Source organism: Saccharibacillus endophyticus (assembly GCF_013185185.1).
In the GTDB taxonomy this organism is placed as follows: Bacteria; Bacillota; Bacilli; order Paenibacillales; family Paenibacillaceae; genus Saccharibacillus; species Saccharibacillus endophyticus.
Genome location: NZ_JAAZWE010000001.1, coordinates 1,049,994 through 1,064,558, shown reverse-complemented (window position 1 = coordinate 1,064,558; position 14,565 = coordinate 1,049,994). Strand labels below are relative to the sequence as shown.

The window sequence follows — 14,565 nt, the reverse complement described above, 5'->3', positions numbered from 1 at the left end:
ATGTCCACCAAAACAGACATTCGCGGCGTTAGCGCCCACGTAGGCGAGACCGTCAGAATCGGCTGCTGGGTAAACAATAAACGTTCGAGCGGCAAAATCCAGTTCTTGCAACTGCGCGACGGCACCGGATATATCCAGGGCGTTGTCGTAAAAAGCGAAGTTTCGGAAGAAATCTGGAACGACGCGAAAAGCCTGACCCAGGAAAGCTCGCTCTACGTGACCGGCATTATCCGCGAGGAGCCGCGCAGCAAATCGGGTTATGAAATGACCGTAACCGGAATCGAAGTGCTGCATATCACGGAAGATTACCCGATCACGCCGAAGGAGCACGGCGTAGACTTCCTGATGGATCATCGCCATCTGTGGCTGCGTTCAACGAAGCAGCGCGCCGTGATGATCGTACGTGCGCAAATCGTGCGTGCCGTTCGCGAGTTCTTCGACACAAGAGGCTTTACTTTGATGGACCCTCCGATCTTGACGCCGTCTTCGGCGGAAGGCACGACGGAATTGTTCCATATCAAATACTTCGACGAAGATGCTTATCTGACGCAAAGCGGACAGCTCTATATGGAAGCTGCCGCAATGGCACTCGGAAAAGTTTACTCGTTCGGTCCGACTTTCCGCGCCGAAAAATCCAAAACCCGTCGCCACTTGATCGAGTTCTGGATGATCGAGCCGGAAATGGCTTTTGTGGACTTGGAAGAAAGTCTGGAAATCCAAGAGCAATTCGTAAGCCATGTCGTGCAGTCCGTTCTGACGAACTGCAAAGCGGAACTGGAAACGCTGGAACGCGACGTGACCAAGCTGGAACAAATCACGGGTTCGTTCCCGCGTATCACGTACGATGAAGCGATCGAGTTCCTGAACAACAACGGCTTCGAAGTGCCTTGGGGCGAAGACTTCGGCGCGCCGCACGAGACGGCTATCGCGAACCACTACGACAAGCCGGTCTTCATCACGCATTATCCGGCAGAGATCAAGGCCTTCTACATGAAGCCGGATCCGAATCGCCCGGAAGTCGTATTGTGCGCGGACATGATCGCGCCGGAAGGTTACGGCGAAATCATCGGCGGATCGCAGCGTATCGACGACCCGCAGCTGATGGAAGAGCGTTTTGCCGAGCACAACCTGACATCCGATGCTTACAAATGGTATATGGACCTGCGTAAATACGGATCGGTTCCGCACTCCGGCTTCGGTCTGGGCTTGGAGCGTACGGTTGCTTGGATCTGCGGCCTCGATCACGTTCGCGAGACGATTCCGTTCCCGCGCATGTTGTACCGTCTGTATCCGTAAGGCGCTTTACGCATGCTGCGAAGAGTAGATCAAGCAGGCGGAAGGAGGAACAAGCGGGTGAATGACGAAGCCTGGAAAACCTGGGCCATGGGCGTCTCCCATGCGATGGAATCGCCGCAGGTTCATATTCCTCACGCCCTGCTGCGTTTTTATCGCAAGATGGACCTCAGCTTGGAGGAAACGATGCTGCTAATCCAGCTTATCGGCTTCCGCCAAGCCGAGTTGAACGACTTCCCGACGCTCGAAGAATTGGAAGAGCGTACCGGACTTGCAACGGGCGAACTCGCCGGCAAGCTTCAACGTCTGATCAAGGACGGTTTCTTGGCCATCCATGAAGACGAAGACACGCCTTCCGGCATTCGCTACGAACGTTACAATCTGGCAGGACTGTACGAACGCATCGCAGGCTGCCTGGCCGAAGAGCGACGCAACCAGCGCCGCACCGAACGCCCGGCCGTTCCCGAAGAAGAAGCCGAGACGGTCGATAACTTGTTCCGCATTTTCGAACAAGAATTCGCCCGTCCGCTGTCTCCGATGGAATGCGAAACGATCTCCGTCTGGATCGACCAGGATCGATACCCCGAAGAGCTGATTTTGTTGGCTCTGAAAGAAGCGGTATTCGCGGGCAAACTGCATTTCCGCTATATCGACCGAATCCTGCTCGAATGGAGCCGCAACCGCGTCCGTACGCCCGAAGACGTCCGCGCGTATTCCCAAAAATTCCGCGGCCAACGATAAACGGCGGCAGATCCTGTTCGTTGGGAAGCCGGGGCGCTGCGGGAGAAATTCGTTTAAGTCGCTGTCTCACCCGGAAAAATCGATTAGAATTTTTAGTGGAATTTTTCCGAGTTCAAAGGCGTCTTAAACTGAATTTCTCCCTCCGCTAAAGCTTCACCGATCGGATCTTTTAAAACAAAAAGCAAGACGCTCTCCATTAATTCGGAGAGCGTCTTTTTCTTTTTCTATTCTTTCACCGCGCCCACTACGATCCCAGTGACAAAGTACCGCTGCAAAAAAGGATACACCAGCAAAATCGGCAGCGCGCTGATAAAGATCTGCGAAGCGCGAATCGTCCGTTGGGACAGATTGGCGACGGCTTCCGGGTCGAGTTTGGACATGTCGGCTTGTACGATAATCGTCTGCATGAAACTGGCCAACGGCAGTTTTTCCGTATCGCGGATATAAATGATGCCGTCGAAATAAGAATTCCAGTGGCCGACCATCATAAACAGCGATACGGTCGCGATTACAGGCAGAGACAGAGGCAGGTAGATGCTAAAGAACGTCCGCAGATGTCCCGCACCGTCGATAAACGCGGCTTCTTCCAGATCTTTCGGCACGCCGCGGAAAAAGTTGAGCAGCAAAATGATATTGAACACCGCAACCAGCCCCGGAAGAATCAGCGCCCACAGCGTATTCATCAGGCCCAATTTCAAGACCAGAATATAACCGGGAATCAGTCCGCCGCTGAACAGCATCGTCACCACGAAATACCAAAGGTACACGTTACGGGCACGGAAGACATGCGTTTCCTTTGACAAGGCGTAAGCGGCCGTCGTGTTCACCACCAGCGCCAGCGCCGTTCCGAGCACCGTGCGTTCCACGGACACCCAGAGCGAGGCGAGGAAGTTGGCATTGTCGAACGTCTTGGCATACGCTTCGAACGTGAACCCGATCGGCCAAAACGTGACCAATCCGGCATTGGCGGGAGCGGTCGAGCTGAGCGACACCATAAGCAGGTGCAGCAGCGGCAGCAGGCAGGCGATCGAGATTACGGTCAAAAATATATTGTTGCAGATGCTGAAGATTCGATACGATAACGTTTTGTGATACATGGATGCGGCCCCCTTTCTAGAATATCCGATACCCGGCAAACCGGTAAGCCAGACGGTACGAGACCGCGATCAGGATCAAGCTGATGACCGACTTGAACAGGTTGACTGCCGTGGCGAAGCTGAACTGTCCGCTGAGCAAGCCTTCCCGATACACGAACGTATCGATGATATCGCCTTGCTGATAAATAAGCGGGCTGTACAGGTTGAAGATTTGGTCGAAGTTGGCGTTCAGCACGTTGCCGAGCGCAAGCGTCGCGATAACGATCGTGATCGGCACCAGCGAAGGCATCGTGATATGCAGCGTTTGTTTCCAGCGCGTCGCGCCGTCCACTTCGGCCGCTTCGTACAGCGCAGGGTTAATGCCCGATAAAGCCGCCAGGAAAATGATCGTGTTGAAGCCGAATTCTTTCCATACGTCGCTGACAATAACCGTGAAGCGGAACCAATTGCCGTCGCCCAGGAAAAAAATCGGTTTGGTCCCCAACAGGTAGACGATGAATTGGTTGATCAATCCGGTCTGAGCCAACATGTCGATCAGAATGCCGGACAGCGTTACCCAGGACAGGAAATGCGGCAAATAAACGAGCGTCTGGATCGAGCGCTTCAACGCCATTTTCCGAACCTCGTTCAGCAGCAGCGCGAACACGAACGGCACGATCAGATTCATGATGATTTTGGTACAGGCGAAGAATAGCGTATTGCCGGTAATCTTCAGGAAGTAGTCGTTTTCCCACATGTATTGAAAGTGCTTCAGTCCGACCCAAGGCGATTCCGCAAACCCGAGCGCAGGCTTGTAATCCTGAAAAGCCATCACGATGCCGGACATCGGAATATAGGAAAAAATAAAGACCATGACGGCCGCCGGAAGCACCATGAAATGCAGAATCCATGGCTGCCCGCGACCTTTTTTTCTTTTGCTGCGCCGCACCGTCGAATCTTTAGCCTGCTCGCTTAGATTGGCTTCCATCGCGTACCCCCGCTTTCGAATGTGAATGATAAGTATCTTGCTTCTGAACCTTCTCTGCTATATATAAATAGTATCAAGCGGCTCTTTGGGCTGACTATATAACAATGTTAGGATCGATATGGTTTTATTAGGCCTAATGATTGGGGGAGCGTCATATGCAGTCCGTATCCGAAAAAATGGGCAGCCGTTGGAATATTCGCGGACATATTAGTTTATTTGCCAAAATGAACAGTCTGATTCTCATTTTGATTCTTCCGATCGTGCTGGCGTATACGTATTCGAACGACGTCACTTTCCACGTGGTCAGCGGCGAACTGCAATCGTCGAGCGCACGGCAGCTGACGTTCCTTTCCGGACAGATCGATTCGAGGGTCAGCCAGATGATGGACTTTAGCTTAACCTTTTCCAAAGACCCGAACGTGCAGGATTTCAACGGTTTGAACTTATGGGGAGACGCGTATGATCGGATGCAGACCCGTTATGCCGTGCAGGAAAAGATGGTGCTGCAATCGGGGGTTACGGATATTTGGCCTTCGCGATACACGCTGCATTCCCAGCAAAATCACGAAGTCATCTCCAATTATTCGCGCGGCGGAGGGTACGACGAAGATTATTTGAAACGGAATATGAGCACCAGATGGAGCTACGGCGATGAGGAGAATAGCGGCGCGCCGTCGTATTTTTACTGGTTTTATACCGATTCGCTCGGTGAGCAGGGACTGCTTACGGGCAGCAGCCTGGTGGTCGAAGCCAGCTTCAGCTCGGACAATATTCGGAATATGCTGGATACGTACAAAGCAGACGGCAAGGGAGACCCGTTTTACTATCGAAAAGGAGATCTGCCAATCTTGAACCGTACGGCGGATCCGCAGCTGTCAAAAGCTCTTGTCGGCTATTTGGATACGAATCCGATCGATCGGACCGCTCAGCGGATTGTGAAACTTGAAGGACAGGATTATTTGGTCAGTTCCGTCGGTTCCGCGTATTTGGAGGGTCAGTTGATCGACGTCGTGCCGCTGGGACAGGTGCTGGGTCCGATCGCGTTCAGCCGGAACCTTTTTTACCTGTCGATCGCGCTGCTGTTCGTGCTCGGCATCTCCGCGTCGCTGCTGCTCTACCGCAACGTGCAGCGTCCGATCCGAAAATTGATGAATGGATTATTGCGCGTGCAGCGCGGCGATTATTCCGTTCGCTTGCATGCGCGCAGCCGCAACGAGTTCTCGTTTGTGTTCGAACGCTTCAACGAGATGTCGCGCCGTACCGAAGAGCTGATCGAGAATGTGTTCAACGAAAAAATCCGGGCCAGGGAAGCGACGCTCAAGCAGCTTCAGGCCCAGATCAATCCCCACTTTTTGTACAATTGCCTCGGCTACATCATCAATATGGCGCAGATGAAAGAAGAAGACGCGGTGGTATCGATGGCCTTTAACTTAAGCGCTTACTATCGGTACACCACGCGTATGGAAAAAGAAATGGCGCCTCTTGAAGAAGAGGTGCGATTGCTTGTCAATTATCTCGATATCCAGAAGCTTCGCAACGGTCGAATCGACTACCGCATCGATATTTCGGACGAAGTGCGCAGTCAAGAGATTCCGAGGTTGATGATCCAGCCGATCGTGGAAAATGCGGTGATTCACGGCGTCGCCAAATCGTATGCCTCAGGCGAAATCCTTATCCGGGGAGAGTGCTCGGACGGGTTCTGCGTGATTATCATCGACGATGACGGACCGGGTTTGACGCCGGAGCAGTATGAAGCGTTAAATCATAAAATGAACGAGGAGCTGCAAGAAGAGATGGGCTGCGGGTTGTGGAATACGCACCAGCGTTTGATTCACCAATTCGGCAGCCGATCCGGATTGCGTTTCGGTCCATCGCCCGCCGGGGGATTTCGGACGGAGATTTTCTGGGAAAGCGAATTTTTTTAAAAGGAGAGAAGAAAGATGCAGCTACTGATCGTCGACGACGAAGTTCACTGGGTCGACAATCTGTCGATGAACAAACCGTGGCACACGCTGGGAATCGAGCAGGTGCATAAAGCGTATTCCGCCCGGGAAGCACTGGAACTGATCGATACCCACCCGATCGATATCGTCATCTCGGATATTCTGATGCCGGAGATGACCGGGATCGAATTGATCGAAATCATCCGGGAAAGAGACCGAAAGATCAAATGCATCATGCTATCCGGTCACTCGGACTTTGAATACGCCAAACAGGCGATTCGGCACAGCGCGGTCGATTATTTGCTGAAGCCGCCGAGCGATGCCGAGCTGTTGGGTGCCGTAGGTTCTGCGGTGGAACAGCTGAATGCCGACTGGGAAATAGTCAGTTCGCTGGAGCGGACAACCTATGCGCTGCGCGAAAATTTGCCGCTGCTGCGCGGACGTTTGCTGCTTGACGCGCTGGATGGGCAAAAGATGTCGACCGACGAGTGGGAGCGCAAGCTGACCAGCTACGGACTGCCTTTTACCGTCGGAAGCTGCGCGCTGTTGTTGGTGCGGATGGAAGAGGAGTTCGGCAAATATCGCAACAATGGCCAGCCGCTGATCGAGTATGCGATTATCAACATGGCCGAAGAAGTGATGGGCGAGTTTCTGGAGGTCTGGGGAGTGAAGGAGGAGCATGGATATTTGGCATTTCTGCTGCAATTCAAGCCCCAGGCTCCTCCGGTACGCGAAGGATTGCTGGAAAAGCTGGCGACCGGGCTTCAGGCGAAGGTCAAGCAGTTTTTGAAAGGATCGCTGTCGATCGTGATGACCGATCCGTTTCGCTTTCCTGAAGAACTGCCTGACGCGTTCAGCCGGGCGACTGCTTATTTCAGGCAAATCGTCGGAGACGAGCGGGAGTTCGTGATGCGTCTAAGCGAGCCGGCAGGGCCGGCCGAACAAGGGGCGCTGCGGTCGCTCTACCTTTCCCCCTCGTTGGAAACGCTGCTTGAAGCCGGACGTTGGGACGAGGCGGAAGAAAAGTTGAACGGCGTATGCGACGAGCTGGACTCCCATTGGTCCGAATCGTGGGAGCATTGCATGGAAACCGGATTTTTGATCGCGGCTTCGTATACCAATTTGGCGCATCGGGGCGGGCGTACGCTTGAAAGTTTGCTGGGAAACGAGATCGAACCGCTGCAGCGAGGCGAAGCTTTTTCTTCGATTGCCCGGCTCAGAAAATGGTCGATTGCCGCGCTTCGTCTGTTGAAGGAAGGCACGTCGAACGAAGTGAAAGATAATCGTTCGTCTTACGTGCGCAAGGTTCAGGCTTTTGCCGATAAAAATCTGCATCTGGACGTCTCGCTGCGCGCATTGGCCGATCACGTGAATCTGCATCCGACGCATTTGTCCAAAATCTACAAGATCGAGACGGGCGAAGGCATCAGCGATTACGTAGCGAACCTGCGGATGGAACGAGCTTCCCAAAAACTGAAATCGACGGATAAAAAAGTGTACGAAGTCGGCTTGGAGATCGGTTACATGGACCCGGCATATTTTATCAAAGTGTTCAAACGGCACTTCGGCGTGACGCCGCAAGAGTATCGGGACAGCGGGAAATAAATAAGGACCGGCACGCAAACGGCCTAATAAAGTCCTATTCCGCCTAACAAACTCATATAGATGCCCTCCCGTAAAAGTTGATACAGTAGGCATGTAAGGTATAGATTGACCAAACAACGGGGGGGATAACGCAATGAAAAAGATCCGTAATGCTTGGAAAATCCTTGCGGTAGCAAGTCTGTTCACCGTCAGCGCTTGCAGCGGAGCATCGGACGGAGACGCAAAAACGGACGGCGCGGCAGTCGAATCGGAAACGGCGACAGCGGCTTTCGCGGCGGGGAAATACGATCCGCCGATCGAAATCAGCACCGTGCTCATGCCGAAGAAATACGTCCAAGGCGATACGAAAGAAAACAACGTCCATGACCGCTGGATGTTGGAGACGCTGGGAATCAAACACAAAGACACCTGGTACCCGGCCAACGACGATCAGTACAAACAAAAGCTTCAGCTCGCTGTCGCTTCCGGCGAGAAACTGCCTGACTTCGTGCCGGTTCCGACTAATCCGGTGCTGACGAACCAACTGATCGAATCGGGACAGTTCATGCCGATCGACGAGCTGTTCGATAAGTATGCCAACCAGATCCTCAAGGATCACTCGGCCGAGCATCCGGAATTGTGGTATCCGTTTACCAAGGACGGCAAGAAGTACAATATGCCGATCCTCGAATACACGGATAACGACGATACCGAACTGTGGCTGCGCGAAGATTGGATGGAGGAGCTGAATCTCGAAGCGCCGAAGACCATCGCCGATCTGGAAGTCATCATGGACAAATTCAAGAACGAGAATCCGGACGGCCTTGCACCTGAAGAAGTGTTCCCGCTCGCGATCACGCTGAAAAACAACACGAATACGTGGATGGGATCGCTGGACTGGTTATTCGGCGCGTACGGCACGATCGAAGAGCAGTGGAACAAAGACGCCGACGGCAATCTGGAGTACGGTTCCGTCAATCCGGGCGCCAAGCAGGCGCTTGCCAAGCTCCAGGAGTGGATGGAAAAAGGATATATCCATGCCGACTCCGCGCTGTGGGACGAATCGAAAGCGGCGGAGAGTTGGACCAAAGGCACCGCGGGCATCCTGCCCGGCGCCAACTGGGTTCCGGACTGGCCGGCTCCCGATCTGCTCAAAAACGTGGAAGGCTCCAAAATCAAAGCTTATCCGGTTCCGGCCGGACCTGACGGTCTGATCGGCACCAAATGGCAAAATTCCGGCGTCAATGCCAGTATCATGATCAACAAAGACGCCGAGCACCCGGAAGCCATTTTCCTGTACTACAATTACCTGCTGGACAACCTGGCTAACCCGGAAGCAGGCAGCGAGTACGAATACGGCTTCGCCAAAGGCTACGACTGGGACGTGATCGACGGCACGCCGACCAGCGACAAAGACAAAATTCCGAACTTCTCCAACGAGTTCCCGTTCCTGACAGGACCGGCGCGTATTCCGGATCTGTACATGAAAACGCTGGTCAAGCTGGCGGACGGCGAAGAACCGACCACGCCGTACGAAAAACAAATGGCCGAATTCCGCAAACCGGAAAACTGGTACGCCGCGAAAGTGGTCATGTCCCAACAAGAAGTGCGCAGGCAAAACTACTTCACCGGCGCCGCAACGCCGACCATGATTTCCAAATGGAACCTGCTGCGCCAATCCGAAATGGAGACGTTCAACAAAATCATCTACGGCCAACTTCCCGTCGACGCTTTCGACGAATTCGTAGCCAGCTGGAAATCCAACGGCGGCGAGCAAATCACGCAAGAAGTCAACGACTGGTACAAGTCCGTATCCGGCCAATGATCGGAAGAAAGCAATAAGCCGAACTCCATGATTCATAGGGATACCAGGTTTTGAATAGAATCGTGTAAGACGGGGAATCGAATCCGGGATTCCCCGTCTTTTACATTCCCAAAAGTTTTGATACCGAGAAAAGCGAGCAGGCGGAGGGAGAAATTCAGTGAAAGGCGCCTTTGAACTCGAAAACATTCCTTTAAAATTTTAATCAGGCTTTTCGAGTGAGACAGCGCCTTGTAAAGCATTTCGAAGAAATGCACTTCGGAAGCATATGCTGGCAATTTCTCCCGCAGCCGCCCGCGCTTCCCCAACGAACAGGAACTTCCTCCGGAAGACCGAATCTTTCGGTCTTTTTTATCATTTCAATTTCTAACAAGCAACAGAAACCTGTACAATAAAAACAATCAAATCTCCGTTATCCTCATATTCTGATTTTTTTTCGAAAAGATGCAGGGGTCAAAACGCATACACGCGTCTATTCGGCTGGAAAGGGGGGGAGCCCGATTGACGAACAGGAATTAATCAGACGCATACTGCGCGGCGAACGCGACGCGTTTCGCGAGCTCGTCGACGCCTACAGGCAGCATGTATTCCGCATTGCTTTCTCGGTACTGCGCAGCGAGAAGGATGCCGAAGACGCCGCGCAGGAAGTGTTCATCCAAATTCATAAATCGCTCCCCGACTACCGTTCCCAAGGATTCAAGACGTGGATCTCGCGAATCGCGATGAACAAGGCGATCGACTTCAAGCGCAAACAGAACCGGCGACGCGAAGATTTGTACGACTCCGAACCGGCGCTGCTTAAAGTCGTGTCGGGGGACGAAGCGCCGCTGGCCCGAATGCTGCGGGAAGAGCAATCGGACGAGATGCGAAAAAGAATGGCGGAAATGCCGCAAGGACATCGCGATGTGATCGAAGCGTTTTATTTTCAAGGCAAAAATTACGAAGAAATCTCGGCGGAGATGCACGTTACGGTCAAGACCGTCGAGTCCAAATTGTATCGGGCTCGAATGTGGATACGGCAGCACTGGCGGGAGGAGGAATGGCGATGAGTGGAATCGTGCGTTACGGGCCGAAAGAATGGACGATGTACGTTAAAGGAACATTGCCCGAAGTCACGCGAGACAACCTGGAACGTTTGCTGAATGAAGGTGACGAGTTGGCGTTCGAACATTATATGGCCGCTCTTGAAAACGTAGGCGGCGAGCTGCCGGATCAGGCAGACGAGACCGCGTTTATCGAGCGGGTCATGATTGCGATTCCGGAACAACCGTCGGCTGCCGGAAAAAGCCGCTTCGGTCGGAAGTGGACAGAACCGATCGTGCTGTATACGGTGGCGGCAGCGGCAGCATTGCTGCTGACCTTCACGGGCGCGTTCGACAAGTTAGGCGAGCAAGCGCAGCGTGCCGCCGGCGAAGCAGGGAAAATTTCGTACAGCCAAATGTTGGCGGACGGAGCTTCGGGTTGGTTCGGCGGTCTCAAAGCGAAAGGAGAAAACAAGCATGAATCGACAACGGAGTAAATTTGCGGCGCTTATGCTGAATATCATACCGGGACTGGGGCATTTATATTGGGGGCGAAAAATTCGGAGTTTCTTTTACTTTCTGATTCCGCTCGGCATTTTGGGAATCGGAGGCCTGGCCTCTATCGATTCGTATGACCATACGCCGCTAGGGATTGCTTTCGGGCTGTCCTTCATGATCTGGTGCATCAGCATGTTCGATCTGCTCGGTACGGTGCTGAACCATTCGCCGAAACGCGAATCCCGGCAGACGAGAGACGCTTACTACGGACCGGATCATGTACCGCCGCAGGCACAGGGCTATTACGGGGAATATGCGGATGAAGCTTCATACAGAGCCGGAAGAGTGCGTATGGAAGAAGGCGTTCCGCCGCATATGGAGTTCGGTTCGGACGAAATGCCGGACTATCCGCCTTATCCGCCGATCGGGCAAGGACATATGCTGCGCGAGCCGGAATACTTTTCGGATTCTCAGCGATTCCTCACCATCCTGCTCAGCTTCATGCCGGGTCTTGGCCATTTGTATATGGGACTGATTCAACGGGGTGTCTCGTTCCTGGCGGCTTTCTTCGGTCTGACCACCGTATTGGTCTTTATTACCGGGTTTACGGGAGACGAATCGTTCTTGTTATTCCTGGGAGTGCTGCCGATTATTTGGGTGTACGGGATGTTCGACGCGGTTCAGTTGGCTGAAAGGAAGCGTCGCGGGGAGAAATTGCAGGACTATTCCCTGATCGCCAAGTGGGACATGGGCAGCGAAGGCGGACGCAAAAGCCGCACGATGGGTTTGCTGCTTGCTGTCGTGCCGGGCGCGTCTCATATGTATTTGGGACTGATGAAGCGCGGCGTGCAGTTCATGATCTTGTTCTTCGGCAGTATTTATATTCTCGATATACTGGGATTGTCGCTGTTCCTGTTCCTCGTACCGTTGATCTGGTTCTACGCTTTCTTCGATGCGCTGCAACAGGTCGGACGTTATGGACAGGAAGCGCTGTCCGATCGTCCGTTGATTGCCAACTTCGACGCGAATCGGGTCTGGATCGGCGTTCTTCTAGTCGCACTGGGTCTGTATTATGTGCTTAAAACGATCATTATGCCGGTGCTCAGCGTGCATGTGCAGCCGATTGCTTCGCTACTGTATGAAGCAGAGCCTTATATTCGTAATGTAGTGGTGGCGCTGCTGCTGATCGGCGGCGGGGTTAAGCTGCTGCGCGTGTCGGAGCGGGCTAAGGCGTAACAAGGCCGGTACTGAATGAAATAGAATTTGTTTTAAAAACAAAACCGCGAGTCCTCCGTATGAATATCTTGGAGAACCCGCGGTTTTTTAGCATTCGGTTGCTTAAGCTTGATCGGACTTCGGAAGCTTGTCTTCCAGTTCGCGTCCCATTTCGGCAGAACGTTCGGAGCAGCGCTCAGCGGCGCGAATAACCGCTCCGTAGAAGTCGCTCTCGTCCAGCTTGGCGATAGCGGCTTGGGTCGCGCCGTTGGGCGATGTGACTTTTCGGCGCAGTTCGGATGGCTCTTCGCCGGTTTGACGTACCATTTGGGCGGCGCCCAAGACGGTTTGAATCGTCATATCGCGAGCCTGATCGGGCGTCAGTCCGCCCCGAGTGCCCGCTTCGATCAAAGCTTCCATCATATAGTAAACATAAGCCGGGCCGCTGCCCGAAATGCCGGTCAACGCGTCGATTTTTTCTTCTTCCGTTTCGACCACGATCCCGACTGATTCGAACAACAGGCGAGCCGTGCGGCGTTGGTCATCCGACAGACCTTCGGAGTAGCTAACGCCCGTAACGCCCAGTCCGATTCCGCTTGACGTATTCGGCATGGTGCGAACGACCGGTTGCTCCGGACGTCCAAGCAGGCTGCGCAGCGTTTGAATCGACAGGCCCGCGATCATGGACACGATCACGGTGCGAGGTCCGATCAACTTCCCGAGCTGTTCAAGCGCTTCTGCGGCATCTTTCGGCTTCATCGCCAGAATGATGATCGGCGAAGTACGCAGCACTTGTTCTTTTTCAACAGGATCATTGGTGCCCGGAATGCCGTAGCGTTGCTTCAAGTCTTCAAGCTTCGACTTATCGCTTCGATTCAGGAACGTAATATTGCCGGGAGCGATGACGGCACGGGCAACTAGGCCGCGAGCAACAGCTTCAGCCATCGAACCGGCACCGAAAAAGCAAACGCGATCTTCAATCAACATACGAGTTTGAGTCATGACCCAATCATCCTTTCCGAATTAAAAACTTGCCGCTAACTTATCTGTCATACAGGTAAGGTTAGATTTGGATTACTGGCGAATTTGGCCGCTGCCGTAGATCCGGTATTTCGACGAAGTCAAAGCAGGCAATCCCATCGGGCCGCGGGCATGCAGCTTTTGCGTGCTGATGCCGATCTCGGCGCCGAAGCCGAATTCGAAGCCGTCGGTGAAGCGGGTGGAGGCATTGTGATATACGGCCGCAGCATCGACTTCATTGAGGAAGCGAACAGCGTTGGCGTCGTTTTCCGTCACGATACATTCCGAGTGCTTCGTACCGAATTTGGCGATATGAGCGGTTGCTTCGTCCAACTCGCTTACAATCTTAATATTCAGAATATAGTCATTGTATTCCGTGCCGTAATCTTCTTCCGTTGCAATCTTTGCTTCCGGTACGAGAGACGCGGTTTGTTCATCGCCGCGCAGCTCCACGTTCTTCTCCAAAAGGCGGTCGGCCAATTCACGGAGATTGCGCTTGGCAAAGTCTTCATGCACGATCAGCGTCTCCATGGAGTTGCAGACGGACGGACGCTGCACTTTGGCATTGATTGCAATCTCTTCGGCCATTGTCGCGTTCGCGGAAGCATCGATATACGTATGGCACACCCCTGCTCCAGTCTCAATGACAGGCACCGTGGCATTCTGCACGACATTGTCGATTAATGAACGACCGCCGCGCGGAATAATGACGTCCAGCAGGCCGTTCAATTTCAGCATTTCATCGACCGAAGACCGTGAAGCATCTTCGATCACTTGCAGAGCATCCGCAGGAAGAGCAGTCCGGGCAAGAGCGGCGCGCAGAACTTCGGCAATTCTTTTATTCGTGGATAAAGCTGCCGATCCGCCGCGCAGGACGACGGCATTGCCGGTTTTCAGACAGAGTGCCGCCGCATCGACCGTGACGTTCGGACGGGCTTCGTATACGATGCCGATCACGCCCAGCGGTACGCTGACCTTCTCGATTCGCAGCGCGTTTGGCCGTTCGATGGTCTCCAGCACTTTCCCGGTAGGGTCAGGCAGATCAGCGACAAGGCGCAGCGCATCGGCGATCGAGGCGATTCGTGCTTCATCCAGCATCAATCGATCAAGCAGCGATTCGCCGGTTCCGTTTGCGCGCCCGCGCTCCAAGTCTTCGCGGTTCGCTTCGATCAAGGATGCGGCTTCCGTATTCAACGCATCGGCCATCGCCAATAAAGCTGCATTTTTCGCATCGGTCGACAATGTCGCCATTTGACGAGCGGCAGTTCCTGCCAGCGCGGCTTTGGTGCGCACTTCGCTTTGCGTTGCACCGTTCGCTAAGACTTGTTCATTTCCTTGTACGTGGCTCATCTGATATTCCTCC

12 protein-coding genes are annotated in these 14,565 nt (G+C 53.5%); 8 read left to right on the top strand and 4 right to left on the bottom strand.

Features of this window, described 5'->3' with window-relative positions; genetic code table 11:
• A complete protein-coding gene (gene asnS / locus HRQ63_RS04730) occupies positions 1 to 1,296 on the top strand; it encodes an asparagine--tRNA ligase (RefSeq protein ID WP_172239840.1) in 1,296 nt (431 codons plus the stop codon).
• A gap of 57 nt (positions 1,297 to 1,353) precedes the next feature.
• A complete protein-coding gene (locus tag HRQ63_RS04725) occupies positions 1,354 to 2,034 on the top strand; it encodes a DnaD domain-containing protein (RefSeq protein WP_172239837.1) in 681 nt (226 codons plus the stop codon).
• A gap of 224 nt (positions 2,035 to 2,258) precedes the next feature.
• Here the strand turns inward: HRQ63_RS04725 and HRQ63_RS04720 are convergent, their stop codons facing one another.
• Positions 2,259 to 3,131: a carbohydrate ABC transporter permease gene (locus tag HRQ63_RS04720; protein ID WP_172239835.1), complete on the bottom strand. Its 873-nt coding sequence runs from the start codon at positions 3,129 to 3,131 to the stop codon at positions 2,259 to 2,261.
• A 16-nt stretch (positions 3,132 to 3,147) separates the two neighbouring features.
• Positions 3,148 to 4,005 (bottom strand): ABC transporter permease, encoded by an 858-nt coding sequence (locus tag HRQ63_RS04715; protein ID WP_229714101.1) that lies wholly within the window; start codon positions 4,003 to 4,005, stop codon positions 3,148 to 3,150.
• 248 nt (positions 4,006 to 4,253) lie between these two features.
• Here HRQ63_RS04715 and HRQ63_RS04710 point away from each other — a divergent pair, with 248 nt between their 5' ends.
• The 6 genes from HRQ63_RS04710 (at position 4,254) to HRQ63_RS04685 (ending at position 12,203) form a co-directional block, all read left to right on the top strand.
• Positions 4,254 to 6,023, top strand: a complete 1,770-nt coding sequence (locus HRQ63_RS04710) for a sensor histidine kinase (RefSeq protein ID WP_229714064.1) — start codon at positions 4,254 to 4,256, stop codon at positions 6,021 to 6,023.
• Positions 6,024 to 6,038: 15 nt separating this feature from the next.
• Positions 6,039 to 7,646 carry a response regulator gene (locus HRQ63_RS04705; protein ID WP_172239829.1) on the top strand — a complete coding sequence of 536 codons (1,608 nt, stop codon included), beginning with the start codon at positions 6,039 to 6,041 and terminating at the stop codon, positions 7,644 to 7,646.
• Positions 7,647 to 7,779: 133 nt separating this feature from the next.
• Positions 7,780 to 9,450: a type 2 periplasmic-binding domain-containing protein gene (locus tag HRQ63_RS04700; protein ID WP_172239826.1), complete on the top strand. Its 1,671-nt coding sequence runs from the start codon at positions 7,780 to 7,782 to the stop codon at positions 9,448 to 9,450.
• Between the two features lie 419 nt (positions 9,451 to 9,869).
• Positions 9,870 to 10,496, top strand: a complete 627-nt coding sequence (locus tag HRQ63_RS04695) for an RNA polymerase sigma factor (protein WP_308809906.1) — start codon at positions 9,870 to 9,872, stop codon at positions 10,494 to 10,496.
• Positions 10,493 to 10,966 (top strand): hypothetical protein, encoded by a 474-nt coding sequence (locus tag HRQ63_RS04690; protein WP_172239823.1) that lies wholly within the window; start codon positions 10,493 to 10,495, stop codon positions 10,964 to 10,966. The genes HRQ63_RS04695 and HRQ63_RS04690 overlap by 4 nt, the downstream gene beginning before the upstream one ends.
• Entirely contained in the window at positions 10,947 to 12,203 is a 1,257-nt protein-coding gene (locus tag HRQ63_RS04685) for a multi-tm2 domain protein (protein ID WP_172239820.1), read from the top strand. Before HRQ63_RS04690 ends, HRQ63_RS04685 begins: the two co-directional genes overlap by 20 nt.
• 102 nt (positions 12,204 to 12,305) lie before the next feature.
• On the opposite strand, the gene proC is transcribed toward HRQ63_RS04685, so the two are convergent.
• Together proC and HRQ63_RS04675 are read right to left on the bottom strand one after the other, a co-directional pair.
• Complete coding sequence (proC, locus tag HRQ63_RS04680) at positions 12,306 to 13,184, bottom strand: pyrroline-5-carboxylate reductase (RefSeq protein WP_172239817.1); 879 nt, start codon at positions 13,182 to 13,184, stop codon at positions 12,306 to 12,308.
• A 72-nt stretch (positions 13,185 to 13,256) separates the two neighbouring features.
• On the bottom strand, positions 13,257 to 14,552 hold the full coding sequence (locus tag HRQ63_RS04675) for a glutamate-5-semialdehyde dehydrogenase (RefSeq protein WP_172239814.1): 1,296 nt from the start codon (positions 14,550 to 14,552) through the stop codon (positions 13,257 to 13,259).
• Positions 14,553 to 14,565: the final 13 nt, after the last annotated feature.

What these genes read in the sequence shown, in the direction of transcription:
- asnS (WP_172239840.1), top strand. Translation starts at nt 1, where the DNA reads ATGTCCACCAAAACAGACATTCGCGGCGTTAGCGCCCACGTAGGCGAG.
- HRQ63_RS04720 (WP_172239835.1), bottom strand. Translation starts at nt 3,131, where the DNA reads ATGTATCACAAAACGTTATCGTATCGAATCTTCAGCATCTGCAACAAT.
- HRQ63_RS04715 (WP_229714101.1), bottom strand. Translation starts at nt 4,005, where the DNA reads ATGGTGCTTCCGGCGGCCGTCATGGTCTTTATTTTTTCCTATATTCCG.
- HRQ63_RS04710 (WP_229714064.1), top strand. Translation starts at nt 4,254, where the DNA reads ATGCAGTCCGTATCCGAAAAAATGGGCAGCCGTTGGAATATTCGCGGA.
- HRQ63_RS04705 (WP_172239829.1), top strand. Translation starts at nt 6,039, where the DNA reads ATGCAGCTACTGATCGTCGACGACGAAGTTCACTGGGTCGACAATCTG.
- HRQ63_RS04700 (WP_172239826.1), top strand. Translation starts at nt 7,780, where the DNA reads ATGAAAAAGATCCGTAATGCTTGGAAAATCCTTGCGGTAGCAAGTCTG.
- HRQ63_RS04690 (WP_172239823.1), top strand. Translation starts at nt 10,493, where the DNA reads ATGAGTGGAATCGTGCGTTACGGGCCGAAAGAATGGACGATGTACGTT.
- HRQ63_RS04685 (WP_172239820.1), top strand. Translation starts at nt 10,947, where the DNA reads ATGAATCGACAACGGAGTAAATTTGCGGCGCTTATGCTGAATATCATA.
- proC (WP_172239817.1), bottom strand. Translation starts at nt 13,184, where the DNA reads ATGACTCAAACTCGTATGTTGATTGAAGATCGCGTTTGCTTTTTCGGT.
- HRQ63_RS04675 (WP_172239814.1), bottom strand. Translation starts at nt 14,552, where the DNA reads ATGAGCCACGTACAAGGAAATGAACAAGTCTTAGCGAACGGTGCAACG.